General features: G+C 77.4%; 19 protein-coding genes. 2 read left to right on the forward strand and 17 right to left on the reverse strand.

Features of this window, described 5'->3' with window-relative positions:
* Positions 1 to 174 precede the first annotated feature (174 nt).
* The 7 genes from OH807_RS03645 to OH807_RS03675 form a co-directional block, all read right to left on the reverse strand.
* Positions 175 to 534, reverse strand: coding sequence for a hypothetical protein (locus tag OH807_RS03645; protein ID WP_406211458.1), 360 nt, complete (start codon positions 532 to 534; stop codon positions 175 to 177).
* Entirely contained in the window at positions 449 to 958 is a 510-nt protein-coding gene (locus tag OH807_RS03650; protein WP_406193807.1) for a carboxymuconolactone decarboxylase family protein, read from the reverse strand. The genes OH807_RS03645 and OH807_RS03650 overlap by 86 nt, the downstream gene beginning before the upstream one ends.
* A 72-nt stretch (positions 959 to 1,030) precedes the next feature.
* Positions 1,031 to 3,994, reverse strand: a complete 2,964-nt coding sequence (locus tag OH807_RS03655) for a bpX6 domain-containing protein (RefSeq protein WP_406193809.1) — start codon at positions 3,992 to 3,994, stop codon at positions 1,031 to 1,033.
* Entirely contained in the window at positions 3,991 to 5,688 is a 1,698-nt protein-coding gene (locus OH807_RS03660; protein WP_406193811.1) for a hypothetical protein, read from the reverse strand. The genes OH807_RS03655 and OH807_RS03660 overlap by 4 nt, the downstream gene beginning before the upstream one ends.
* On the reverse strand, positions 5,685 to 6,347 hold the full coding sequence (locus tag OH807_RS03665; RefSeq protein ID WP_406193813.1) for a hypothetical protein: 663 nt from the start codon (positions 6,345 to 6,347) through the stop codon (positions 5,685 to 5,687). Before OH807_RS03665 ends, OH807_RS03660 begins: the two co-directional genes overlap by 4 nt.
* On the reverse strand, positions 6,344 to 7,591 hold the full coding sequence (locus OH807_RS03670; protein ID WP_406193815.1) for an AAA family ATPase: 1,248 nt from the start codon (positions 7,589 to 7,591) through the stop codon (positions 6,344 to 6,346). The genes OH807_RS03665 and OH807_RS03670 overlap by 4 nt, the downstream gene beginning before the upstream one ends.
* A 128-nt stretch (positions 7,592 to 7,719) precedes the next feature.
* A complete protein-coding gene (locus OH807_RS03675; RefSeq protein ID WP_406193817.1) occupies positions 7,720 to 8,286 on the reverse strand; it encodes a DUF4240 domain-containing protein in 567 nt (188 codons plus the stop codon).
* Between the two features lie 243 nt (positions 8,287 to 8,529).
* On the opposite strand from OH807_RS03675, the gene OH807_RS03680 reads away from it, so the two are divergent.
* Positions 8,530 to 9,126 (forward strand): GNAT family N-acetyltransferase, encoded by a 597-nt coding sequence (locus OH807_RS03680; protein ID WP_406193819.1) that lies wholly within the window; start codon positions 8,530 to 8,532, stop codon positions 9,124 to 9,126.
* 78 nt (positions 9,127 to 9,204) lie between these two features.
* On the opposite strand, the gene OH807_RS03685 is transcribed toward OH807_RS03680, so the two are convergent.
* From OH807_RS03685 to OH807_RS03705, 5 genes are all read right to left on the reverse strand, one after another.
* Positions 9,205 to 9,858, reverse strand: a complete 654-nt coding sequence (locus OH807_RS03685) for a GPP34 family phosphoprotein (protein WP_406193821.1) — start codon at positions 9,856 to 9,858, stop codon at positions 9,205 to 9,207.
* A 216-nt stretch (positions 9,859 to 10,074) separates the two neighbouring features.
* On the reverse strand, positions 10,075 to 10,602 hold the full coding sequence (locus OH807_RS03690; RefSeq protein ID WP_406193823.1) for an NUDIX hydrolase: 528 nt from the start codon (positions 10,600 to 10,602) through the stop codon (positions 10,075 to 10,077).
* A 170-nt stretch (positions 10,603 to 10,772) separates the two neighbouring features.
* Complete coding sequence (locus tag OH807_RS03695) at positions 10,773 to 11,546, reverse strand: SDR family NAD(P)-dependent oxidoreductase (RefSeq protein WP_406193825.1); 774 nt, start codon at positions 11,544 to 11,546, stop codon at positions 10,773 to 10,775.
* A 77-nt stretch (positions 11,547 to 11,623) separates the two neighbouring features.
* Positions 11,624 to 12,388, reverse strand: a complete 765-nt coding sequence (locus OH807_RS03700) for a TetR family transcriptional regulator (protein ID WP_406193827.1) — start codon at positions 12,386 to 12,388, stop codon at positions 11,624 to 11,626.
* A gap of 79 nt (positions 12,389 to 12,467) precedes the next feature.
* Positions 12,468 to 13,790, reverse strand: a complete 1,323-nt coding sequence (locus tag OH807_RS03705; RefSeq protein ID WP_406193829.1) for a DUF3533 domain-containing protein — start codon at positions 13,788 to 13,790, stop codon at positions 12,468 to 12,470.
* 280 nt (positions 13,791 to 14,070) lie between these two features.
* On the opposite strand from OH807_RS03705, the gene OH807_RS03710 reads away from it, so the two are divergent.
* Positions 14,071 to 15,081 carry an NADP-dependent oxidoreductase gene (locus OH807_RS03710; protein WP_406193831.1) on the forward strand — a complete coding sequence of 337 codons (1,011 nt, stop codon included), beginning with the start codon at positions 14,071 to 14,073 and terminating at the stop codon, positions 15,079 to 15,081.
* Between the two features lie 22 nt (positions 15,082 to 15,103).
* Here the strand turns inward: OH807_RS03710 and OH807_RS03715 are convergent, their stop codons facing one another.
* The 5 genes from OH807_RS03715 to OH807_RS03735 form a co-directional block, all read right to left on the reverse strand.
* The gene (locus OH807_RS03715; RefSeq protein ID WP_406210669.1) at positions 15,104 to 16,705 is read right to left on the reverse strand and encodes a glutamate synthase subunit beta; all 1,602 of its coding nucleotides are present in this window, start codon (positions 16,703 to 16,705) and stop codon (positions 15,104 to 15,106) included.
* 262 nt (positions 16,706 to 16,967) lie between these two features.
* On the reverse strand, positions 16,968 to 17,723 hold the full coding sequence (locus tag OH807_RS03720; protein ID WP_406193833.1) for an alpha/beta fold hydrolase: 756 nt from the start codon (positions 17,721 to 17,723) through the stop codon (positions 16,968 to 16,970).
* Entirely contained in the window at positions 17,720 to 18,493 is a 774-nt protein-coding gene (locus OH807_RS03725) for a hypothetical protein (protein ID WP_406193835.1), read from the reverse strand. Before OH807_RS03725 ends, OH807_RS03720 begins: the two co-directional genes overlap by 4 nt.
* Entirely contained in the window at positions 18,490 to 20,100 is a 1,611-nt protein-coding gene (locus OH807_RS03730; RefSeq protein WP_406193837.1) for a DUF58 domain-containing protein, read from the reverse strand. Before OH807_RS03730 ends, OH807_RS03725 begins: the two co-directional genes overlap by 4 nt.
* Positions 20,097 to 21,185 carry an AAA family ATPase gene (locus OH807_RS03735; RefSeq protein WP_406193839.1) on the reverse strand — a complete coding sequence of 363 codons (1,089 nt, stop codon included), beginning with the start codon at positions 21,183 to 21,185 and terminating at the stop codon, positions 20,097 to 20,099. Before OH807_RS03735 ends, OH807_RS03730 begins: the two co-directional genes overlap by 4 nt.
* Between the last annotated feature and the right edge of the window lie 157 nt (positions 21,186 to 21,342).

Raw genomic sequence — 21,342 nt, forward strand, 5'->3', positions numbered from 1 at the left:
AGTCGGCGGAACGGACCGTAGCCGCGCAGAACCAGCCCACCGGGTTGTCCGCCCACGGCCTGTCACCCCCCTCTGATGGCAGTGGCGGCCACGGCTGCGGTTGCACTGTCCGCGAGACGCGTACGTGTGCCGGTGCAGCCTCAGGCAGAGGCAGCACCGGCACAGGTACGACGATCAGGCGATCGACAGTCGGGCGACCCGTACGGCGCGGCGCGGCACGGCCGGGGGCAGCGCGAGGAACAGGGCGGCCGCCGTGAACAGCGCGTAGTGGCCGCTCTCCGCGCCGACGCCGGACCAACCGAGCTCCGCGTGGCGATGCTCGGCGAAGGCGTTGCGGCACAGCCAGACGACCATGCCGATCACCGGTGCCGCCGAGGGCCTTGAGAAGGCGCCGAGCAGCGCGCTCAGTCCGATGCAGGCGGCATACGCCGACCAGCCGGAGTGCAGCTCACCGAGCCGGACCAGGCCGACCGCCAAGGCACCGCCGGCGGCCAGCGCCACCGTGCCCGACATCGCGACAGGCAGCCGGTCCAACACCGGGTGGTAGCGGCGGCCACCTGGGCGGCGAGGCAGCATCGATCCGTCCGGACCCTGTCGCACCCAGCCGACCATGGGATTCGACGACTCGCGCCGACGGCGGTGCGCAGGTGGCGGAAGGTGTCCACGTCGGGCACTCCGGCCCGGTGAGGTACGGTGCCTCACGCCACGCGGCGACGGCGTGCAGCCGCTCGTCGCTCTCGCCGTTCCTCTTCGCGCTCGCCACGCCTCCGACGACGCAGTAGCTGCAGTCGTCGATCCGGCCGGCGCGCAGTGGACGAGTTTCGGGCACACCGCCTTCCCGCGCGGCCTTCGCCCGCTCAGGATCGCGGGCGTCGTCTCGGGGATGACGACGGCGGGGTTGGCCTGCGGGCGTCGTTCGCGGTGGGGTCCTGATCTCCTGGTCCGTTCGTGCTGCCACCCCTTCGACGGATCGGACCGCCGGAGTTCGACAGCCGGGTACCGGGAGATCCGGAAACCCTCGCCGCCGGCCTCAGTCCACCGTGACCCGCAGGTTGGCGAGCAGGGTGGCGCCGTCCGCGGAGGTCGCCACGACCCGGCCGGACCGGTGCCACAGGGTCAGCGCGTCGGCGTGCCGGCGCAGGCCCACCGAGACCCCGTCCGCGTGCGGGAAGGCCACGGTGGCGGCCGGCGCGGCGGCCGGGCCGCTGCCCGTGTGCACGAGCAGGCCGGAGCCGCCGGGGAGCCGGACGGCGAGCGCCCAGGCGTCGCCGTCCGCGACCGGCCCGGACGGGGCGGCGCCCTCGACGGTCAGTTCGTCGCCCCGGTCGTCCCGGTCGGTTGACTCGGTCGTCCGCCGCAGCGCGGTGACCCGCTGGGCCTCGGCACCCGGCAGTTCGCGGACCGCCGCGGTGAGCAGGCCGCCGGTGGCGAGCGCCGCCGAGGCGGCCGGGTCGGTGTCGGCCGCGTCCAGCGGGAGTCGGGAGCGCAACTGCCAGCCGGGCTGGTCCCAGCGCCACAGCTCGGTGAGCGCCGAGCCGTCGGGCAGCGGGGAGACGACGACCGCCGCGCAACTGCCGGCTGTGCGGGCGATCCGGCCCACCGGCCGCTGCCCGCCGCCGAGTTCGCGCCAGACCACGGTGGGGCGCCGGGCCAGGGTGTCCAGCACCGCGATGCCGTCCTGGTCGGCGGTGATCAGGTGGCGGCCGTCGTAGGAGCCGGCGAACTGCGTCGCCGGCAGGGTGGCCCAGGGCCGGACGGTCCTGGTCGCGAGGTCGAGCCGGGCGACCTCGCGGACCCGCCCGTACCCGGCGACCAGCAGGGCGCTGCCGCCGTGGTCGGCCACCACCAGGCGGTCGGCGGGCACGTCCCAGCGGGCCCTGGTGCGCCCGTCGGGGGCGAGCAGCCGCACCCCGGCCTGGCCGCAGGCGACCAGCACCGACCCGGAGCCGAGCAGGGCGGCGTCGAGCACGGGCAGCGTGCCGGGCCGGGCCGCGGCGGTGTGGGCGGGCGGGGCGGCCGCGGGGTGGCTGCGGCGCCGGGGCCTGGGCAGGTCGGCGGCGGCCAGCGGGTCCGCACGGCGCTTGAGCCGGTCGAACAGGGCGCCGTCGCTCCGGGCGCCGTGGTGCCCGCCGAAGCCGCCGTCCCGGACGGCCGCCCGGGCCGCGGCGGTGGCGAGTTCTCGGTCGGCGGCCCGGTCGGCGGCCGGCAGGTCGGCCAGTGCCGCGGCCAGCGCCGCCCGGCCGGTGTGCTCCGGGTCGCCGTCGCCGTCGAGCACCGCGAGCGCGAGCCCCCGGGTCGCCTCCCCCGCGCCCAGGGCCAGCAGGAAGGGCAGGGCCCGGCCCCGGGCGGGCCCGCCGAGGGCGACCGCGTCCCGCAGGTCGGCGGCGACGGTGGGGCGCAGCGCCTCGTCGGGCCAGACCGCCTCGACGGCGCCCAGCCGGTCGCCGGCCTCCCGGCAGTGCTGGGCCCAGGCGAGGCGCAGCTCCCGCGCGGCCTCCGGGTGGTCGACGCCGAGGCGCTCGACGGCGGCGGCGAACGCGCCCCGGCGGTGCGCCGTGCGGACGGCCCGCTCGCGCTCGCCGGCCCGCCACCAGAGCCGGACGACCAGGTCGGCGGCCAGCTCGCGGCCCTCGGCGAGCTCGGCGGCCCGGGCGGTGCGGCCGTGCCGGTCCAGCAGGGCGACGGCCTCGGCGGGCGCGCCCAGCAGGTCGGCGAGGACGAACGCCGCCTCGTCGATCCGGCCCTCGCGCTCCAGCGACTCGGCGGCGCGGCGGTAGAGATCGCCGAGGTGCTGGTGGACGGTGGGGCCGGAGAGCGGGGAGGTGCCGGCCGGGCCGTCCGCCCCCGGGGTGGGCCGCAGCTCGCCGGCGTAGCGGCGGGGCAGGCCGAGCGAGAGCCAGGGCCGGTGGGTGCCCGGGGCGTCCCCGGCGAGCCGGACGGCGTCGCGCAGCGCGTCCTCCCAGCGGCGTTGTTCGAAGGCGCGGGTCAGCTCGCGGAGGTAGCGGGCGTGCCGGCCGGCCACCAGGCGGCCGGCCGGGCTGCGCATGGTCAGCCGGGCCACCAGGTCGGCGAGCAGCGCGTGGCGGCGGGCGCCGCGCGGCTTGCCGCCGCCGGCGGGCGGCGTGGCGGGCCCGTCCGCTCCGGGGGCGTGGGCGCCCGGGGCGCCGCCACCGGTGGCCCCACGGACGCGGCGCCGGGCGGCGAGCAGCCCGACGGCGATCGCGCCGAGCAGCCCGGCGGGGTGGAGGCCGCGGTCCTCGATCAGCCGGAGGAGGCCGACCACCGCGGCCAACGCGGCCACCACCAGCACGGCCAGGGCCGTTCCGTACGCCGCCGGGCCGGCCACGGCCGCGCGGGCGGAGCGCCAGCGGCCGAGGACCCGTCGGCGGGCCGTCCCGTCGGCGGGGTGCGCGCCTTCCGGGGTGTCCGCGGTGAGCCGGCGGGCCCGTTCGCTGCGCGGGCCGATGCCGGCCGCCGTCCGCAGGTCGGGCCGCGGGCGCGGCGGCAGGGCCTCCCGGACGGGCTCGGCCGCCGCAGCGTCGGCGGCACCGAGCGGCCGCGGGCGGTGCACAGTGAGCCCGGTCGGGTCGAGCCAGTCGGCCGGGTCCAGCGGGGTCAGGTCGGCGATGCGGTGGGTGAGCGTCCGCCCGCCCGCCGGGTGGACGAGATGGCCGGGCGCGGCCGGCGATCCACCGTCCGGGGCGGTGCCGTCGGACGGGACGGTGCCGTCGTCCGGGGCGGTGCCGACGGCGACCAGCGCGCCGTTGCCCACGCGCCGCAGCGGGAGCCCGGGGGCCCGGTCGGCCCGGATCCCCACCGGCTCGGCGAGCACCAGCAGCCAGCGTCCGTCGGGGAGTTCGCGCAGCTCGGCGCCCTCCTGCCAGTGCGCGAGGACGCGCCCGGCGGCCTCGGTCGCGCCGATCACCGGCACGTCGAGGAGGAAGCCGGCAGCGGCGAGGGTGGCGCGGAACGCCGCGGCGGGGGTGGCGGTCACTCGTCGCTCCCGATCAGGTGGTGGATCCGGCCGGTCTGCGCGTCGCCGACCACGATCCGGCCCGGCCGGGTCTCGGCGGCGATCAGCGGCAGCGTCGGGTGGACGGCCGGCGGGGTGGTGCCGCCCGAGAAGCGGCTCAGGGTGCGGACGCCGTCGGGGCGGACGGCCCGGACCAGGCGGCCGCTGCGGGTGCAGGTGACCAGCGCGGGCACCGTGCCGTGGTGGACCAGGCCGACGACGTCCGCGTTCTCCCGGAAGGAGATCCGCTCCCGCGCACCCGACGCCGTCCGCAGCTCCCACGTCCGGCCGTCCTCCGACCAGCCGACGGTGGCGCCGCTGTGCACCAGATGGCGGGCGTCGACGGCCTCGGGCGGCAGGTGCCCGCCGTACAGCCGGGGCTCGCGGAACCGGTCGAAGTGGGACGGCGCCCCGGTGCCGCGGCCCACCGCGCCGTCGTCGGTGACGGTGCCGTCGGGTGTGATCCGCCACCAGCGGCCGGCCAGCGGCAGCAGCAGGTCGTCACCGCCGCGCAGCAGGGGCAGGACGGGCCGGGTGAGCAGTTCGGTGGAGAGCGCGCGGTCGACGCCGAAGGCGGCGAGGTCGGCGGTGAACCCGCCGGGCTCGCCGCCCCGCCCGGAGAACGGCCGGCCGCTGACGTACGGGACGAGGCGGTCCCCGGCGGCGTACAGGGCGATCAGCCGCCGGCCGGTCCGCCCGGCGGCGACCACCGGACCGGGCAGCTCGTGCCGCCGGGCCCGCACCGGGTCGGCGTGGGAGCCGTCGCCGCTCGGCAGGTTGACGGCGAGCAGGGTGGTGGCGCGCCGGCCGCGGGCGAGCAGGGTGCGGGCGGTGGTGGTGAAGGCGGGCCGGGCTCCCCCGCCGGTCTCGGCGGGCAGCCCGACGACGGCCGCCGCGGCGGCCCGGCGGAACTCCGCACCGCGCAGCGCCCGCACCGCGATCTCCGCTGCGGGCAGCGGCAGTTCCGCCACCGTCCCGGCGAGCTGGACGGTCACGTGGGTGGCGCCGGCGGCGGACCACCGGCTCGGCTCGCTCGCCAGCATGTGGGCCCTGGCCGGGAGCTGCCCGGCGGGCCGGGGCGAGGTCAGCAGCCAGGCCCGGTCGTCGGCGTCGAGGGCCTCCTCGGCCGTGCGCACGTCCTCGGGCGTCGCGTCGGCCCGCCGGCGGGCGGCCAGCCAGGCCGGGAGCAGCTCGGCGAGGTCGCCGGGGAGCCACCGGCCGGCCGGGTCGCCGAGCACCCCGACCACCAGCTCGGTGCCGCGGGCGGCCGCCCGGCGGTGCAGGACGAGCAGCGCGGCGAGCTGGACCAGCCGCCCGGCGCCGGCCTGGCGCGGGCCGGCGTCGACCAGCGCGACGATCCGGCCCCGGGCGGTGGGCGTGCGGAGCTCGGGGGCGAAGTGCAGCAGTTCGCCGTCCACGAAGCGGCGCAGGAACTCGTCGGGGTACGCGTCGGCGAGCAGCCACTCGGTGGGCAGCAGCTGGTCCGGCCGGCCGGAGCGGGCGAGGCCGCCGAGGCCGTCCGGCTCGCCGAGCCGGTCGGCGACGGGCTCCCGATCACCGACCAGCGCGTCCAGCCGGCGCAGCAACGGGCCGAGGGCGGTGGCGAGTTCGGGGGTGAGTGCGGAGAGGGTGGCGGCCCAGGGGGCAAGGGCCGCGGGCAGTCGGGCGGTCGTCATCGGGCGGTGCTCCCGGTGTACGGCTCCAGGGCGGCCGCGGTGGCGGGCGGGGGCGGGTCGGCGACCAGGGCATGGCCCGGGACGAGGACGCAGAGCCGGTCGTCCGCGGCGCCGAGCACCCGGCGCCAGAGCGCGGGAGCGGGGCCGGGGCGGGCGGTGGTCGGGACGAGCAGTCCGGCCTCGCGGCCGAGGTAGCGGGCGCCGTCGGCCCACGGCAGGTCGCCCTCGGCACCGAGCACGAGCAGCAGCTGCGGCTGCTGGTGCAGCTGCTGCTCGTGCCGCGGCTGCTGGTGCTGGTGCGGCTGCTGCTCGTGCCGCGGCTGCTGGTGCTGGTGCGGCTGGTGCGGCTGCGGCTGGTTCCGCCGGTTCTGCTCGGCGACGGGCCGGGCACGACCACCGGCGGCCGGCGTGCCGTCCGCCGGGCGGGCGGCGTCCTCGGGCCACGGGCCGTCCTCGACGAGCACCGAGAGCCGGGCGCCGTCGAGGAGCCGGTCCCGCGTGGCGGTGGCCAGCGCGGGCACGGCGTCGCCCACGGCCAGCACGGCAGCGGCCGGCAACGGTGGCTCGCGCCGCTCCCAGTGCAGCGCGAAGGACGGCGCGAAGGACGGCGCGAGCGAGGGACCGGCGGTCGGCGGGCCGGGCGGCGGGGTGGTGCTCACGAGGGCGCGACCGCCGCGACCAGCTCAGCGCGTATGCCGGCCAGCGCGGCCGGCAGGTCGGCCGGGTCGAAGCCGGCGTCGATCTCCCGCAGCGCCGCCTCCAGCCGCAGCCGCGAGTCGCGCCCGGCGGGCAGGCCGCCGTGCTCGGCGAGCAGGGCCGTCCCGGTGCGGGCGATCCGTTCGGCCCGGGCGGCCGTGCTGCGCGACAGCTCCTCGGCGGCGTGCACCAGGCTGCGGTTGGCGGCCTTCCCGATCAGGTCGGCCAGGGTGTCCCGGGCCAGTGCCTGGGCGTCGGCGGTCGGGGCGATCAGCGGCAGCACCCAGAGGTCGCGGGCGGAGGCCGCGCTCCGGCCGTCCAGCACGGCGGCCGCGGCGATCAGCCGTTGCGAGCGCACCGCCCGCCGGTCACTGACGGGCACACCGGCACCACGGAGCCTGCGCAGGGCCGCGGCGAGCAGCGGCGTCACCTCGTCCAGGTCGCAGTCACGGGCGGCGGCCGCCAACCGGTCCACGGCGCCGAGCAGGTCGGCCGGGTGCGCCGGGGCGGCCGCCGGACGCCGGCCGGCCTCCAGCAGCTCCTCCAGCCGGGAGTCGGCCACCGGCTCGACGAACACCCGGGCCAGGAAGCGGTCGGCGAAGGCGGCGAGCGCGGGGTCGTCCGGCAGGTGGTTCGCGGCGCCGACGCAGACCCGCAGCGGGCTGGCGAGCACGGTGCGGCCGCGGCGGAAGACCCGCTCGTTGAGGAGGCCGAGCAGGGTGTTCAGCACGGCCGTCGAGCCGAGGAACACCTCGTCCAGGAAGGCGATGTCGGCCTCGGGCAGCATCCCGGCGGTCTCGAACTCGACCCGCCCCTCCCGGAGCCGGCGCAGGTCGACCGGGCCGAACAGCTCGTTCGGCTCGGTGAACCGGCCGAGCAGGTACTCGAAGTAGCGTCCGCCGAACTGCCCGGCGACCCGGCGCACCGCCTCGGACTTGGCGGTGCCCGGCGCGCCGACGACCAGCAGGTGCTCACCGGCGACCGCACAGAGCGTCACCACCTCGGCGACCGTCTCACGGTCGATCATGCCCCGGCCGGCGGCGGCCACGGCGGCGCCGATCTGCTCGGCGTCCGCGGCGAGGCCTGCCGGACGGGCACCGCCGGCCGCGGGGCTGTCGCTCCCGGCGGCGTCGGCCGTGAGGGTGTCGGTCGCGGGGGTGTCGGTCGCGGGAGTGTCGGTGCTCGGGCGGGTGCTGGTCTCGGTCACGAGCACCGGAGTCTACGGGTGCCGCCGCGGCGCCCACCAGCGGGTTTCCCGGTCGTGGCGCGGCGGCGGCGGACCAGCGGCCGACGCCCCGACGCCCCGACACCCCGACGCCCCGACACCCCGGACCGTCAGTCGTCGAGCCCGGGCCAGCCCTCACGGTTGGAGCAGCTCTCGTAGTCGTACCGGGTCAGGATGGACCACTCCTCGCCCGTGGCCTGCTCGTACGCCTCCTCGTGCACGTACAGCAGCTCCTCGCAGTGGAGCGCGGTGAACGGCGCGAACCGCTCCGGCCTGCCGAAGACGCCCTCGTAGGTCGCGCGGCCGGCGGCGACGACGGCCGCGCGCGCGTACAGGAACCCGTCGTCCGACTGCGGGAAGGGCTCGCCGCCGGGCCGCTCCATGCCGGCGACCGGCAGCGTGCCGAACACCTCCTGGTCGATGCGGTAGAGCGCCTCGGCGAGCCGCTCGCCGAAGCCGACGATCTCGCCGACCGGCCCGGCCGCGAGCACCTCCACCAGCCGCGCGCAGCCCGCCTCGATGTCGTGGCAGGTCGACGTCCCGGCCCGACCGCCGAGCAGGCCGACCAGCTCCCAGAACCGCTCCCAGGTGATCACCGGCAGGTCGGTGCCGGCGGCGGGCTTCGGCCCGGCGGTGCCCGCGCCGCTGCCCGGGTCGGCTGTTCCGGTCGTGCTCATACGTGGCGGCCCTTCAGGATCCGGGGTGGTGACGGGCGGGGTCACCCGCCGGGGGCCACCCTGGCACGAGCCACCGACAGCATGCCTGGTCCGGGCCCGACGAGGCCTTCGGACGCCTCACCGGGGACCCGCACGAGGCCCCGGCCACCGGCGGTACGCCGCCGCCGAACGCTCAGCCCCGCGCCGCCGCCGACGCCGCCCCCGATGCGCACATCCTTTCCGCCGCCGGGTCGTTCGCCGGTCGTGAAGACCATCGACGACCGCCGCCCCGGCGGTGCCGCGCCGCCCCCGGTCCTGTACGTCCGTGCCGCCGTGCCCGAGGACGCCGAGCTGCTCGCCCGCTGGCGCCGGGAGGCGGCGGCGTGGGTGGCCCGGCGGCACGGCAACCGGCAGTGGTCCGGCCCCGACCGGCCCGAGCGCAGACTGGCCCTGATCGGGCAGGGCGCGACGGTACTGGCCCTGCTGGCGCCGGACGGTCCGCCGGTGGCCACCTGCACCGTCCGGGCCCACGGCAGCAGGCGGCGGTGGACGGACGAGGAGCGCACCGTCCCCGCCCGCTACCTGCGCGCGAGCACGGTGGACCGCGCCCACGCGGGCCGCGGCATCGGCCGGCTGCTGCACGAGTGGGCCGCTCACCGGGCCGCCTCCGCGGGCGCCGCCGTGCTCAGGCTGGACGCCCGCACGGACAACCCCGCCCTGCACGGCTACTACCGCTGCTGCGGCTGGCGGTACCTCAGGACGGTGCCGGGCATCGCGTCCGGCGCCCTCTTCGAGACGCCGGCCCTGCTTCGCCCGGGCCTGCCGGTGAACGAGCTGGGCGAGATCCGCCTGCCGGGCTGACCGTCCGCCCGGCCGGCCGCCGGTCGGCGGTCGGCGGTCGGCGGCCTTGCCGGCAGCAGTACCGCGGGCCCGGCCCGGTCAGCCGCCGCCCATCCCGCCCTGGGCGGCGACCATCGTCAGGTTCAGCCCGGCCACCGCGCGGGCCAGGCCCGGGGCCTCGGCCCCTAGCCGGTCGGTGCAGGCCGCGACCCGCCCGGCGTGGGCCCGCCGGTCCTGCCGCGCGAGCACCAGCCGCAGGTGTCCGTGGGCGGCCAGCGCCGCCAGGACGGCCTCGGCGAAGGACGCCCCGCCGACCGGGCCGGAGCCACGCACCAGCTCCGCGATCCGTGCCTGGAGGTCCAGCGCCTCGCGCGGATCGGTCATCGCCACCGCCCGCTGCGGCACGACCGGGCCGTAGGGGTCCCGGTCCGTCACGGTCAGCACGCCGAGCACGGCGAGCCGCTGCTCGACGGCCTCCAGGGTGTCGTCGCGGTCCCGTTTGATCCAGGACTTCCAGGTGCGGGCCGCCGTGCCCAGCTCGGCCAGCAGCGCGTCGAGGACGGCGTCACCGGTCGGTCCGGCCTCCGCCACCCGCACCCGGCCGTCCGCGTCCTCGACGGCGGCGCCCCGGTGGGCGAGTTCGGCCAGGGCGGCGGCGCGCAGCAGGAAGCCGGCCCTGGCGCGGTCCTGGAGGGCGCCGGCCTGCGTGTCGAAGGCCAGCAGGTACGCGGCCAGGTGCAGCGGTCGGTTCATGCCTCCGACGATACGGAGCACCCGGCCGCCCGCCGTCAACCCGCAGGACGGAATCGGGCTCCGACCACAGGACCACCCGCCCGGCCGCCCTCCTCCCCCGGTCCTACGGCAGCGGTCCCACCGCGACGGGCCCACGACCAGGGGCGCTCCGCCGTCCGCCGTCCGCCGTCAGCCGTTCGGGGGAGCACCGCGTGCCGGGGCTCGCCGCCTGCCCGGTCAGCCGGTCTCCACGACGGTGGAGGCGGTGACGTCCCGGCCGTCCGTGAGCAGCGCCGTCGTCCGGGTGGTGTGGGCCCTCCAGAGGGAGACGAACCAGTCGAGTTGCTCGGGCTGAAGGTAGGGGAGCCACTGGTCGTAGGCGCGCCAGGCGTAGGTGTCGTGCTCGGGGCTGAGCCGTACCGGCTGGCCGTCGGGGACGGGCTCGGCTTCGAAGGCGAAGTCGACCACGGGGGGCCAGCCGTCGGCGGCCGACCGGTAGTCGATCACGAGCGGGCGCAGAGCGCCGGCCGGGCACAGGCCGGTCTCCTCCTCGGCCTCGCGCCGGGCGGTGCGGGCGGGCTGTTCGCCGAGGTCGCCGAGCCCGCCGGGGAGCTGCCACCAGGCGGGGTGGCCGGGGTAGGCACGGGCCTGGTGGAGCATCAGGATGCGGCCCGAGCGGTCGGTGACCAGCAGGGTGGAGGAGACGGCGTGCCTGGGGAGGGTGGCGGCGAATTCGGCAGGGGAGACGGTCGTCGAACTGGTCAAGCGGATCGCTCCTTCGGGTGTCCGGGGCGCGAGCCTATCGCGATCAACAGCCGCTCCAGAAAAGGTAGTTGACGGATCATCGGATCATTTCGAGCCCAGCTGGACGGCGCTCTGCCGTGCCGGGCGGCCCGGCCCCTCCACGCCGGTGACCGCCGGCCGGTGACCGCCGGTCAGCGGGCCGCGTAGGCGCCGTCCACCAGGTGGTAGCTGCCGTGGATGAAGGAGGCCCGGTCGGACAGCAGGAACGCGGTCAGCTCGGCGACCTCCTCGGGGCGGCCGAGCCGGCCGGCCGGGTGCAGGGCGATCAGGGCGTCGCGGGCCGCCGCGTCGGCGTTCTGCAACAGCGGGGTGTCGATGAAGCCGGGGCCGACGGCGTTGATCCGCACGCCCCGGGCCGCGTATTCGAGTGCGGCGGTCTTGGTCAGGCCGACCACGCCGTGCTTGGCGGCGGTGTAGGCGGCCGAGCCCGCGAAACCGTTGGTGCCGAGGATCGACGCCATGTTGACCACCGCGCCGCCGCCGGAGGCGAGGATGGCGGGGAGCTCGTGGTGCAGCGAGTAGAAGACGCCGTCGAGATTGGTGGCCAGCACCCGGCGCCACGCCTCGGGTTCGTACTCCCCGGTGGGGGCGCTGGCGCCGGCGATGCCCGCGTTGTTGACGGCCAGGTGCAGGGCGCCCAGCGCGTCCACGGTGGCCCGGACGGCGGCGCGCACCGACTCGGGGTCGGTGACGTCGACCTCGACGGCCAGGGTGCGGGCGCCGTCGGCGGCGAGTTCGGCGGCGGCCCTGCGGGCGCCGTCGAGGTCGTGGTCGGCGATCGCGACCGCCGCGCCGCCGGCCGCCAGCCGGCGGGCCACGGCGAGACCGATGCCGGAGGCGCCGCCGGTGACCAGGGCGACCCGGCCGGCGAACTCCCGGGCGTGCTCGGTGATGTCTGCGGTCATGGCGATACGTCCTCTCGTTGCGGGTGCGCGCGGGGGTGGGCGCGCAGGGGTGGGCGCCCGGTGACGGGCACGCGGGGTCAGCCGGCCGGGTCGGCGGCCGGTGGCTCCGCGGCGAGCAGGGAGAACGCCTCCTCGACGAGTCCGGGCAGGTCCGGGGCGCCGGCGGAACCGGCTCCGGGGTGCCGGACCCAGGCACGGGAGGCCGCCTGGAGGGCGGCCACCCCGAGGCCGACGGCGACGGCGGGGCGCAGGTCGCGCTCCGCGTCCAGGCCCAGCCGGGCGGCGGCGATCCGGACGGACGCCTCCTCCTCGTCGACGCAGATCCGCCGGTAGGCGGCGGTCAGCGTGGGCTCCTCGGCGATCAGCCCGAACAGGTCACGCACGCCGGGGCGCCGGTGCCAGGCCGGCTCCTGCTCGTCCCGCAGCCAGATCCGCAGCGCCGCCCGGTAGGCGGTCAGCGGCGTCTCGCCGTCCGGGCGGGCGGCCAGCGCCGCGTTGATCCGGGCGAAGTCCGCCCGCAGGCAGTCCAGGACGGCGTCCTCGCGGGACGGGAAGTACCGGCTGAAGGTGCGCCGGGAGACGTCGGCCAGGTCGGTGATGTCCTCGACGGACACGGCGGCCAGGCCCCGTTCCAGCACCAGCCGCAGCGCGGCGGCGGCCAGCGACTCCCTGGTGCGGAGCGCCTTGCGGGCGCGCCGCCCGGCGGGGGCCTCCTCGGCCGGCCCGGTCCACTCGGTCCGCCCGGTCCACTCGGCCGGCCCGGTCCGCCCGACCCGGTCGGGGTCATCGGCGCTCCGGGCGGGCTCGGCGGGCTCGGTGTTCTGGGCCTTCTCGATCCTCACGCCGTCCACCGTACACCCGAAAATGTCCCATCGGGACATGAGTCTCGGTGGGACATCAAGGGCTCGCGGGGTGCGGTGCTCAGCCCGCCTCGGGGTGGAACCGGTGCAGGCCCTTGCGGTCGTAGTACCTGGTCATCGCGAAGCCGAAGACCAGGGCCGCCACCGTCCCGATCGCGATCATGATCCAGGCCCGGGCGAGCCCGGCGTCGGCCTGCGCGTCGAAGTACAGGATCGACCGGACGCCGTCGCTGAGCTGACGCATCGGCTCGAACACCGCCAGCCCCCGGTAGAAGTCCGGCAGCGCCTGCAACGGGATGGTCGCCCCGGAGGACGGCAGGGACAGCGCGATGAAGACGAACATGCTGATCAGCTGCCCGATCCCGCCGAACGCCGCGCACAGCGCCTGCGTCCCGAGCCCCACCGCCGCGCTGGCGCAGACCGAGAAGACCCAGAGCAGCGGCAGGTGCGAGGCGTCCATGCCCAGCACCACGACGGTGGCCAGCATCACCAGACTGGAGGTCAGCACCGCCAGGCCGACCGACATCACGGAGGTGACGGCCAGCGTCTGGGTGCGGCTGATCCGCACCACCGGGTGCTGGGTGCGCAGCGGGCCCAGCTCGCTGGCCGCATAGCCGAGCGCCACGTCCACGCCGTTGCTGATCACGTTCGCCCCCAGGAAGCCGCAGAGCACGAGCAGCAGCGTGTAGTAGAACGCCGTCAGGCCGAGGCCGCTGTGCGGGCCGATCGGGTGGCCGACCCGGACGTCGACCGTGATCGGATCGGCCAGCTGGAGCGCCGCCGCGTTGGTCGCGCCGCCGGCCGCGGGCTGCCCGGGCGGCTGTTGCTGCGCCTGGGCCCGGGCCTGCGCGGTGAGCGTGGCGCCGAGCTGCGCCGAGGCCTGCTGCGCGGCCGCCTGGGAGATCGAGGAGGCCAGCGAGGAGGCCAGGCTGCCCACGCCGGGGTTGGTCAGGACGGTCATGGTCGGGCGCGGCGGTTGCTGCGACCCGGCCGGGGCGCCCAGGGCGGCGACGGCGGCCGTGAAGCCGGCCGGGACCTCCAGCGCGCCCGCGAGCTTGCCGGAGGCCAGCTGGTCGTCGGCCGCGGCCCGGTCGAGCTGCCGCCAGTCCACCTGCCCCTGCGTGGCGGGCGCACCCGCGACGGCGGCGGTGATCTGCGCACCGAGGTTCTGCTGCTGCCCGGCCAGGACGGCGCCCCGGTCGGAGTTGATCAGACCGATCGGGAGCCGGTGCAGGTCCGCGCGCGGGTTGATGATGCCGCCCATGTAGAGCAGCGAGAGCAGGAATCCCACCGTGCCGACGATGATCGTCGGCACCATCCAGACCTTGGGGTTGCGCAGCACCTGCCAGGCCCGCACGCCCGCCTCGGGCCGGTTCGAAGTCATGGCTCTCCCGTCGACGTCGTTCGGTCGGCCCCCGCCCGAACGTAGCCTCCCGCCCCTGCCGGGCCGTGGCGCCTCGCCCGCGCCGCGCCCACGTCCGACCTGCTCGGCGGTGGCCGCCGCATCCGGGGCCGGCTCCGGCGGCGGGGCGGTCGAGGCCGCACCCCGGCCCGGCCTGGCGCGATGACTAAGCGCTTGCTTAGAATCGCACCGGCCCTGCGAAGTACCCCGCACGGCCGTCCGTCCCCGCCCGACCCACCGCCCAGTACCGCCGGGAGCCGCCATGCTGTCCGCAGAGAACCGTCAGATCCGCCTCGCCCGCCGGCCCGAGGGTGACGTCCGCCCCGAGGACTGGACACACGTCACCGAGGCGGCCGCGGCCCCCGGCGAGGGCCAGTTCGCCGGGCGGACGCGGTTCATCTCGCTGGACCCGGCGATGCGCGGCTGGCTGGACGACCGCCGCTCCTACCTGCCGCCGGTGGGCCTCGGCGAGGTGATGCGCGCGGGCTCGGTGGTCGAGGTCACCGAGTCCAACCACCCGGGGTACCGGATCGGCGACCTGGCCGTCGGCACCTTCGGCGTCCAGGAGCACGTGGTCTCCGACGGCAAGGGCGTGCTGCGGATCGACCCGGCCACCGCCTCGCCCTCGACCTACCTCGGCGCCCTCGGCATGCCGGGCATGACGGCCTACTTCGGGCTACTGGACGTCGGCGCGCTGCAGGAGGGCGAGACGGTGGTCGTCTCCGGCGCGGCCGGCGCGGTGGGCACCATGGCCGGCCAGATCGCCAAGGCGAAGGGCTGCCGGGTCGTCGGCATCGCCGGCGGGGCCGCCAAGTGCGCGCTGCTGACCGACGAACTCGGCTTCGACGCCGCGATCGACTACCGGTCCGAGGACGTGCGCAAGGCCCTGCGCACCCACGCGCCGGACGGCATCGACGTCTTCCTGGACAACGTCGGCGGCGAGATCCTGGAGGCGGCGCTGTCCTGCCTGGCGCTGCGTGCCCGGGTGGTGATCTCCGGCGCGATCAGCCAGTACAACGCCAAGGACGGCGTGCACGGCCCGTCGAACTACCTGTCGCTGCTCGTCCGCCGCGCCCGGATGGAGGGCTTCGTGGTGTTCGACTACGCGCCGCGCTTCACCGAGGCCGCCCGGGAGATCGGCGGCTGGATCGCGGACGGGCGGATCAAGGTCCTGGAGCACGTCGTCCGCGGCACGATCGACGACTTCCCGCAGACCCTGCAGATGCTCTTCCGCGGCGAGAACACCGGCAAACTCGTCCTCGAACTCGTCTGATCCCCCGGCCGCCGGCGGGCCCTCAGACGGTCAGCGGCCCGTCGGACGGCGCGATCGGGGCCGGGAGCTCGGTGCTGCCCCGCAGGTAGCGGTCGACGGCGGCGGCCACGGCCCGGCCCTCCGCGATCGCCCAGACGATCAGCGACTGCCCGCGCCCGGCGTCGCCCGCGACGAACACGCCGTCCGCCGGGGCGGCGAAGCCGTCGTCGCGGGTCAGGCGGCCCTGCGGGTCGATCGTGAGGCCGAGTTGGCCGACCAGCCCGCCGCCCCGGGCTCGGCCGCCGCCCCGGTCGGCCGGGTCTCCCCGGTCGGCCCGGCCGGGACGGTCCGCCCGGTCCGCCGGGGAAGGCCCGTCCTGCTCGGGGCCGTCCTGCTCGGGATCGTCCCGGTCGGGGCCGTCCTGCTCAGGCCCGGAGAAGCCGAGGGCCAGCAGCACCAGCCCGGCCGGGACGGTGCACTCCGTCCCCGGCAGCGGCCGGCGCCCGGGCTGCTCCGCCTCGGCGAACCGGACGGCCGCCAGCCGTCCGTCCGGCCCGGCGTCGAACCCCACCGCCGTCGCCGCGAACACCCGGGGCTCGGCCGCCGCACCGCCCGCCTCCTCGTGCGAGGTCGTCACCCGGTACACCTTGGGGTGCACGGGCCAGGGCTGCCCGGGGGCCCGCCGCGCGGGCGGCCGGGGATTGATGTCGAGCTGGGTGACGGCCGCGGCCCGCTGGCGCAGCGCCGTGCCGAGGCAGTCCGCGGCGGTGTCCCCGCCCCCGACGATGACCACGTCGAGCCCCTCCGCGGAGAGCGGGGAGACGGCGTAGTCGCCCTCGTCCACCCGGTTCGCGTGGGTCAGGTACGTCATCGCCTGGTGCACCCCGGGCAGCCCGCGGCCCGGCACCGGAAGGTCCCGGCAGGCTGTGGCGCCGACCGCCACCACCACCGCGTCGTACCGGGCCCGCAGGTCGTCCGCGGCCACGTCCCGGCCCACCGCCACCCCGGTCCGGAACCGGGTGCCCTCCGCCCTCATCTGGTCGATCCGCCGGTCCAGACGGTGCTTCTCCAGCCGGAACGGCGGGATGCCGTAGCGCAGCAGCCCGCCGATCCGGTCGGCCCGCTCGTACACCGTGGTGGTGTGGCCGGCCCTGGTCAGCTGCTGGGCGGCGGCCAGGCCGGCCGGGCCGGACCCCACCACGGCCACCCGCTGTCCGGTCATCCGCTCCGGCGGCTGCGGCCGGTCGTACCCGCTCTCCCAGGCCCGGTCGGCGATCGACAGCTCCACGTTCTTGATCGTCACGGCGTCGGAGTCGATCGCCAGCACGCAGGCGCTCTCGCAGGGGGCCGGGCAGAGGCGGCCGGTGAACTCCGGGAAGTTGTTGGTGGCGAGCAGGCGGGCGGCGGCCGAGCGCCACGCGTCGTGCGCGACCAGCGTGTTCCAGTCCGGGACGAGATTGCCCAGCGGGCAGGCGTGGTGGCAGAACGGCAGGCCGCAGTCCATGCAGCGGCCCGCCTGGCCGGCGATGACCGGCAGCAGCGCACCCTCCCGGTAGACCTCGTGCCGGTCCCCCAGCCGCTCCTGCGGCGCCCGGCGCTCGCGCGGCCGGCTGGGCGTGGTGAGAAAGGCCAGGCGGTCGGCCATGGAATCAGCCATCGCGGTCTCCGGCGGGGCGGGCCAGGGCGGGGCGGTGACGCCGCCGGGCCACGACCGCCGCACCGCGACCGTGCCGCCGCGACCGCCGGGCGCGCCGCCGGACTGCGCGCCACCGTGTGGCCACCGTACGCCTGCGAACCGCCCAACGGGAGGGGGTGGCGGCGAAGGGGTGGCGGCGAGGGCGGGCCCGGCGGGCGGCGCCCCGGCCCGGCGGCCGGCCACGCCGGGGCGGGAGCGCGTCCGGCCGCGGTCAGGCGCGCAGGAAGGCCTCCAGGGCGGTGGCGAAGGCCACCGGGACTTCGTGCATCGGATAGTGCCCGGAGTTGCCGAGCACCTCCAGCTCCGCCTGCGGGTAGTGGGCCAGCCAGGTGCCGCGCATCAGCTCGGCGGAGAGCGCCGGGTCGTGCTCGCCGACGAAGACCTTGACCGGGAGCGTGCTGCCGGCCACCTTCGCCGCGAAGTCCAGGGTGGTCCAGTCGCGCAGGTAGCCGGCCATCGCCTCCGGGCGGCAGCCCGCCACCGAGCGGGCCGTCATCGCGTCCAGCCAGCGGTCGCACGCGCGGTTCCCGGTCACCAGGTCGAGGATGGCCCGCCGGTTGGCCGGGTGGCCCGCCGCACCGTGGAAGAGGTCGTACGCGTCGCCCTCCAGCGGGTACGCGCTCGCCGGGACGGGCGTCACACCGACCAGCTTGCGCACCCGCCCCGGCGCCTCGGCCAGGACGCGCTGCGCCGCCTTGCCGCCCATCGAGTGGCCGACCACCGAGAACTCGGCCCAGCCGAGCCGGTCGGCGAGCGCGAGCGCGTCCGAGGCGATCTCGGCCAGCGTGTACTCGCCCTCCACGTCCAGCCGTTCGCCGTAGCCCCGGTAGTCGAGGAAGGCGTAGCCGAAGGCCTCGTCGTCCAGGTGGTCGAGGAACTGGCCCCAACCGGCCGTGGTACCGAACCAGTCGTGCAGCACCAGGACCTTGTGCGGGCCGGTGCCGAGCTCGCGGTGACTCAACGTCATGAATGGCTCCCTCGCCGTGATGTGACGGCGGTTTCCTTCCCCGCGGCCGGGCCGCTACTCCCGCTCGTCCCGGTCTCCCTCCCCGCCCCCTCCGCACCCTCTGCACCCTCCGGCGGCTCCGCCCGGTGCGGACGGAGGACCAGGCCGAGGCCGCAGGCGGCGGCCGCCAGCCCGAGCACGGCGATTGGACGCGACCACCCGCCCGCCACGGCCGGCGCGAACGCCACCGGCAGGACCAGCGCGGACGCGGCGACCGCCGCCACCACGTGCGCCGGCCGGACGAGCCCGCGCTGCGGGCCGAAGGCGCCGACGAGCAGCAGCTGACCGATCAGCGCCACGACGATCGCGGCCGCCTGCGGGAACGACCGCTCGCCCAGTGCGGCCAGCAGCACCGCGACGACGGGCAGGACGGTGGCGCGGGCCGCGACGAGCCGGGCGGCCCGGCCCTCCGGGCGCTCCGCCCCGCCCTCCGGCGGGACCGCCACGGCGCCCAGCACCGCCGCCGCCACCGCCGCGGCCGGGCCGAACCGGTCCACGGCGCTGCCCGGACTCCCCGGACCGGCGGCGGCCAGCGCCAGCGCCGCACCCGTGGCGCGCAGGACGGCACGCTCCAGCCACGGCGGCAGGGCCGCCGGACGCCGGGACGGGCGGGACGGGCGGGACGGGCGGGACGGGTGGGACGACGCTGCGGTGCCGACGGCCGCGGGCGCGACCGCCTGGCTCGCCGGGCTCACCGGATTTGCCGGACTCGCCGGACTCGTGGGGCTCATCGGGCTCCTCCTCCGATCCGGCGGCGCAGCAGGGGTGCGAGCGCCAGGTCGAGCGCCTCGCCAGGCACGTAGCGGGTCACCGGGATGCCCTTGGCCCGTAGGGCCGCGCGCATCGCCTCGCGCTCCGCCCGCCAGAGCCGCAGAGCCGTCGCGGCCACGTCGTCGCCGGGCTCCACCGCCGGTTCGCCGGCCGGGATCTCGACCACGACCAGCGGATTGCCCCGGTCGCGGACCTGCCCGAGCACGTCCAGGATCCGCTGGTCGGCGAGCGGGGTGAACGCGTACACCAGCGCGTGCCCCGGCAGAGCGGCCGGCGGGAACCGCGGGAGGACGGGGCCGCGGTGGACGCGGTCCTGGCGGACCTCCAGCACGCTCTCCACCATCCGGTAGAACTGCCGGTCCCCACTGCCCGCGGTGAGCCAGCGCAACCGGCCGCCGACGGTGATCAGACCGACCCGGTCGTGCCGGCGCAGGTAGGCGCGGATCAGCCCGCCGGCCGCGCGCAGTGTCTCGTCCAGGCTGGACAGCCCGGTGGAGACGTCCCGGAAGTCGGCCAGTGTGTCCAGCAGGACGACCGCGTCGGCAGCCCGCTCGGCCGCGAACTGGTTGATCTGCACGGCGTCGCGACGGGTCGTCGACGGCCAGTGGATGCGCCGCTGCCGCTCCCCCGGCACGTGCGGCCGCACCCCGATCACCTCGACACCGGTGCCCTCGTGCGCGGTGGTGTGCTCGCCGAGCCGCTCGGGCAGCCGGACCGGGATCGGGGTCAGCCGGGCCGCGGTCGGCACCGGGAACACGTCCAGTTGTCCGAGGTCGGTGCGTACCGTGCGCCGGGTCAGGCCGCCCGCGTCGTAGACGTCGACGTCGACGCTGCCCAGCGTCCAGCGGCCCCAGTTGGCAGCCCGGACGACCAGGTCGACCTCGGCGGCGCCGACGGTGAGGGCCTCCAGTGCGACACCCCGGCCGAGCGCGACGGTCGGGTCGAGCCGGCCGATCCGCCCGTCGTGCCGCACGGTGATCCGGACGACGATCGACTCGCCCTCGAAGCAGCGGCGCGGCTCGACGGTGGCCTCGGTGCCGAGCACGGTGGGTCTGCTGCGCCCGGGGGCGGCCAGGACGAGCAGGACGGCCGGGCCGGCGGCCAGCGCCAGCAGCCAGGCGTGCCCGGTGGCCAGGGCGGCCACCCCCGCCACGGTGGCCACCGTGAGCAGCCGCAGGGTCTGCTCACCGATCCGCCAGTACGGCGAGGGCGGGGTGGTCGGCAGGCCCGCCGCGGTGGCCCGCGCGCTGCGGGCCAGGACGCGGGCGGTGGCCCGGTCGCCCGCCCGGCGCCCGGTGGCGGTGGGGACGGGGACGGGGGTGCGGGCGGGGGCGGAGGTGGGGGCGGGGGCAATGGGGGCGGCGGTAGCGGCGGCGCCCGGCCGAGGCTCCGCCCGGCCGGTCCGCCGGTCCGCCGGCGGCACAGCGAGCCGCCGGACCGGCCGGGCCGAGGGACCGGTCCGGGCGGAGGAGCCGGCCTGGGTCGAGCGGCCGGTCTGGATCGAGGAGCCGGCCTGGGTCGAGCGGCCGGTCGCTCCAGCCGGCCCGGTGGATGAGGCGGGGCTCATCGGACGCTGCCCGGATCGCGATCCGCGTCCGCCGCGCGCGGCAGCGTCTGCGGCGCCGGGACGGTCTCGACCAGCCGCGCCACCACGTCGTCCGCCTCGATCTGGCGCACCCACAACTCCGGCTTCAGGGTGACGCGGTGGGCGAGCGCGGGGACGGCCAGCGCCTTCACGTCCTCCGGCGTCAGGTAGTCGCGGCCCTCCGTCATCGCCCGGGCACGGGCCAGCTGGACGAGCGCGAGACCGCCGCGGGGCGAGGCGCCGACCTGGATCTGCTGGTCGTTTCGGGTCGCGGCGACCAGCGCCACCACGTACTCGACCAGGTCGTCGTCCACCTCGACCCGCTCCACCGCCGCCCGCATGGCGAGCAGTTCGGCCGGGCTGCCGACCGTCGCGACGACCGCCTCGGGCGCGGACCGGTCGAGCCGGGCCCGCAGCATGGCGGCCTCCAGCCCGGTGGACAGGTACCCCATCCGCACCCGTAGCAGGAAGCGGTCGAGCTGCGCCTCCGGGAGGGAGTAGGTGCCCTCGTACTCGATCGGGTTGGCGGTGGCGATCACGGCGAACGGCTCCGGCAGCCGGCGGGTGGCGCCGTCCACCGAGACCTGTCCCTCGGCCATCGCCTCCAGCAGCGCGGCCTGGGTCTTCGGCGGTGTCCGGTTGATCTCGTCGGCCAGCAGCAGCTGGGTGAAGATCGGGCCGGGCCGGAAGACCATCTCCCCGCTGCTCCGGTCGTAGAACGGCGCACCCGTGACGTCCGAGGGCAGCAGGTCGGGGGTGAACTGGATGCGGCGGAAGTCCAGCCCGAGGGCGGTCGCGAAGGAGCGGGCCAGCAGGGTCTTGCCGAGCCCGGGGAGGTCCTCGATCAGCACGTGGCCGCCGGCCAGCACGCCCAGCATGACCAGCCGGAGCGCCTCGGGCTTGCCGACCACGGCCCGCTCGATCTCCTCCACGACCGCGCGGGCCCGCTTGCCGGCCTCCTGCGGGGTCAGTTCGGGTACCGGCACGGCGGCGGGCGGGGCGAGGGCGGGCACGGTCGGGTCCGGCGCGGCGTCGACGGCGGTGGCGGCCTGGGGAACGGCGGTCATGACTCTCCTGACGGGACTTCGGGTTCGGAGCCCCCGCGGACCTGACGCGCCCCGCCGGGCGCGGAGCGTGGCGGCACGGGGTGTGCGGGCGGACGGACGTACGGGCGCGAGCTGTGCGGGCGGGCGGTGTGCGGGCGCGAGCTGTGCGGGTGGGCGG

It is taken from the genome of Kitasatospora sp. NBC_01560 (assembly GCF_045208415.1).
In the GTDB taxonomy this organism is placed as follows: Bacteria; Actinomycetota; Actinomycetes; order Streptomycetales; family Streptomycetaceae; genus Kitasatospora.

Coding starts and splice junctions, on each gene's coding strand:
- OH807_RS03660 (WP_406193811.1), bottom strand. CDS start 5,688: ATGACGACCGCCCGACTGCCCGCGGCCCTTGCCCCCTGGGCCGCCACC.
- OH807_RS03675 (WP_406193817.1), bottom strand. CDS start 8,286: ATGAGCACGACCGGAACAGCCGACCCGGGCAGCGGCGCGGGCACCGCC.
- OH807_RS03685 (WP_406193821.1), bottom strand. CDS start 9,858: ATGAACCGACCGCTGCACCTGGCCGCGTACCTGCTGGCCTTCGACACG.
- OH807_RS03695 (WP_406193825.1), bottom strand. CDS start 11,546: ATGACCGCAGACATCACCGAGCACGCCCGGGAGTTCGCCGGCCGGGTC.
- OH807_RS03705 (WP_406193829.1), bottom strand. CDS start 13,790: ATGACTTCGAACCGGCCCGAGGCGGGCGTGCGGGCCTGGCAGGTGCTG.
- OH807_RS03710 (WP_406193831.1), top strand. CDS start 14,071: ATGCTGTCCGCAGAGAACCGTCAGATCCGCCTCGCCCGCCGGCCCGAG.
- OH807_RS03715 (WP_406210669.1), bottom strand. CDS start 16,705: ATGGCCGACCGCCTGGCCTTTCTCACCACGCCCAGCCGGCCGCGCGAG.
- OH807_RS03720 (WP_406193833.1), bottom strand. CDS start 17,723: ATGACGTTGAGTCACCGCGAGCTCGGCACCGGCCCGCACAAGGTCCTG.
- OH807_RS03725 (WP_406193835.1), bottom strand. CDS start 18,493: ATGAGCCCCACGAGTCCGGCGAGTCCGGCAAATCCGGTGAGCCCGGCG.
- OH807_RS03730 (WP_406193837.1), bottom strand. CDS start 20,100: ATGAGCCCCGCCTCATCCACCGGGCCGGCTGGAGCGACCGGCCGCTCG.
- OH807_RS03735 (WP_406193839.1), bottom strand. CDS start 21,185: ATGACCGCCGTTCCCCAGGCCGCCACCGCCGTCGACGCCGCGCCGGAC.